This window comes from Rhizobacter sp. P5_C2, from assembly GCF_054049715.1.
In genome coordinates this window covers 1-2,667 of the sequence record NZ_JBFULV010000216.1, presented here as the reverse complement: position 1 = coordinate 2,667, position 2,667 = coordinate 1, and the positions used below count along the sequence as shown (strand labels likewise).

The following is a 2,667-nucleotide window of genomic DNA, read 5'->3' as shown; positions in this document are numbered from 1 at the left end:
AGGCGGCGCGCGCCGGCGAGCACGGCAAGGGCTTCGCAGTGGTGGCGGCCGAGGTGCGCAAGCTGGCCGAGCGCAGCCAGGTGGCGGCGCAGGAGATCGGCACGGTGGCGGGCTCGAGCGTGGAGCTGGCCGAGAAGGCGGGCCGCCTGCTGGACCAGATGGTGCCGAACATCAAGAAGACCTCGGACCTGGTGCAGGAGATCACCGCGGCGTCGGAAGAGCAGTCGTCGGGCGTCAGCCAGATCAACGCGGCGGTGAGCCAGCTGAGCCAGACGACGCAGCAGAACGCGTCGAGCTCCGAAGAGCTGGCGGCCACGTCCGAAGAGATGAGCAGCCAGGCCGAGCAACTGCAGCAGGCCATGTCGTTCTTCAAGCTGGCCGGTGGCCATGCGACACCAGCCGCGCGGGCCTCGGGCCAGCCGCCGAGCAAGCCCGCCGCCACGCGCAGCGCGAAGGCCGGCAAGCGTGCCGCATCGGGCGGCTTCAACCTCGCCGGGGGCATGGCGTTCGCCGGTGCCGGCGAAGGCCCGGATGAATCGCAGTTCGCGCGTTTCTGATCGCACGTTTCTGATCTCGTGTTGCTGAATCAAGGAGCCCAGCGATGACCGCACTGGTCCAGACCCACCGCGCACCGGCCACGGCCGTGGCGCGCCCTGTCGCCGCCGAGCCGGCGCAGTACCTCACCTTCATGCTGGCGGGCGAAATGTTCGCGATCGGCATCCTCGCGATCAAGGAGATCATCGAGTACCACAGCCTCACCGAGGTGCCGATGATGCCGGACTGCGTGCGCGGCGTGATCAACCTGCGCGGCGCCGTCGTGCCGGTGATGGACCTGCTGGCGCGCTTCGGCCGCGCGCCGAGCCCGGTCACCAAGCGCACCTGCATCGTGATCGTCGAGGTCGAGGCCGAAGGCGAGCGCCAGGTGATCGGTGTCGTCGTCGACGCCGTCAACGAGGTGCTCGACATCGACCTCGCCGACATCGAACCGGCACCAGCCTTCGGTGCCCGCATCCGCACCGACTTCATCCACGGCATGGGCAAGGTGCGCGGCAAGTTCGTGATCCTGCTCAACGTCGACCACGTACTGTCGCTGGACGACCTGGGCACGCTGGCCGATGCCACCGACCGCACGCAGAACGCGCTGGCCGTCTGATATTCAAGGGAAGATTGACATGAACTGGTTCCATCGCATGAAGCTGGCGCACAAGCTGCTGGCGAGCTTTCTGTTGTGCTCGGTGCTGACCGCGCTGGTCGGCGGCTACAGCCTGTCGCGCCTGAGCGAGCTGGGCGGCATGATCCACACGACCTACGTCGACAACGTGCTGCCGCTGCAGGACATCTCCGAGGCGCAGGCGCGCCTGACCGCGCATTCGCGCTCGTACGTGCGCCTGCCGGCGATGAAGGACCCGGCCGAGGTGAAGGAAACCATCCGCCGCTCGGCGACGTACCTCGACAAGTTCAACCTGGCCCTGAAGGCCTACCGCGCCACCCAGCTCAGCGCAACCGAACAGGCTCTGATGAAGGAGCTGGATGCACAGCTGCCGAACTACCTGGCGCAGAACGAGAAGATCGCGCAGCTGGTGCTGGAAGGCAAGTTCGACCAGGCCTCCGACCAGAGCAACGGGCCGGCGCGCAAGGCCGTCTCGGACATCGAGGCGACGATGGCCAAGGTGATCGAGGAACTCGCGAGCCAGACCAAGGCCACCAACGACGGCGCCGAGCAGACGGTGCGCCACACCTGGACGCTGATGCTGGGCGTGATCGGCGTCTCGGTGGTGGTGGCGATCGGGCTGGGCCTGCTGGTCACCCGCGTGATCGGCCGCCAACTCGGCGGCGAGCCCGACCATGCCGCGGCGCTGCTGCACCAGGTGGCTGACGGCGACCTGTCGGCGCAGATCACGCTGCGGGCCGGCGACGACAGCAGCATGCTGTTCGCGGTGAAGCAGATGGTGGGCCGCCTGAAGCAGGTGATCGACGGCCAGCGCCACGTGGTGGCGGCGGCGAACCGCGGCGACTTCAGCGCGCGCGTCGAGCTCGCCGGGCTGCAGGGCTTCCAGAAGGAAATGGGCGAGGGCCTGAACGCGCTGGTGTCGACCACTGGCGACAGCATCGGCGACGTGGTGCAGGTGATGGGCGCGGTCTCCGAAGGCGACCTGACGCGCACCATCGAGCGCGACTACGAAGGTGCGTTCGCCGAGATGAAGGAATACGTCAACGCCACCGTCGACAAGCTGTCGCAGGTGGTGACCGAGGTGAACAGCGGCGCCGAGGCGCTGGCGGGGGCCTCGGAAGAAGTGAGCGCGACGGCGCAGTCGCTGTCGCAAGCCTCGAGCGAGCAGGCCGCGGGGGTCGAAGAGACGAGCGCGTCGATCGAGCAGATGACCGCGTCGATCTCGCAGAACACCGAGAACGCGAAGGTGACGGACGGCATGGCGACCAAGGCGGCGAGCGAAGCGGTCGAGGGCGGCGAAGCGGTGCGCGCGACGGTGGCGGCGATGAAGCAGATCGCGCAGAAGATCGGGATCATCGACGACATCGCGTACCAGACCAACCTGCTGGCGCTGAACGCGGCGATCGAGGCGGCGCGCGCCGGCGAGCACGGCAAGGGCTTCGCAGTGGTGGCGGCCGAGGTGCGCAAGCTGGCCGAGCGCAGCCAGGTGGCGGCGC

3 protein-coding genes and 1 pseudogene are annotated in these 2,667 nt (G+C 68.4%); all 4 read left to right on the top strand.

Annotated elements, in window-relative coordinates:
- A partial coding sequence (locus ACXJLU_RS33060; RefSeq protein WP_457337958.1) for a methyl-accepting chemotaxis protein occupies positions 1-557 on the top strand: 557 nt, incomplete at its 5' end.
- A 44-nt stretch (positions 558-601) separates the two neighbouring features.
- Positions 602-1,153 (top strand): chemotaxis protein CheW, encoded by a 552-nt coding sequence (locus tag ACXJLU_RS33055; RefSeq protein ID WP_073469424.1) that lies wholly within the window; start codon positions 602-604, stop codon positions 1,151-1,153.
- Positions 1,116-1,661 (top strand): annotated as a pseudogene (locus tag ACXJLU_RS33050) (MCP four helix bundle domain-containing protein); the annotation flags it as partial. The gene ACXJLU_RS33055 and the pseudogene ACXJLU_RS33050, both read left to right, overlap by 38 nt.
- Positions 1,662-2,667: methyl-accepting chemotaxis protein (locus ACXJLU_RS33045; protein ID WP_457337959.1), on the top strand; the 1,006-nt coding region annotated here is incomplete at its 3' end.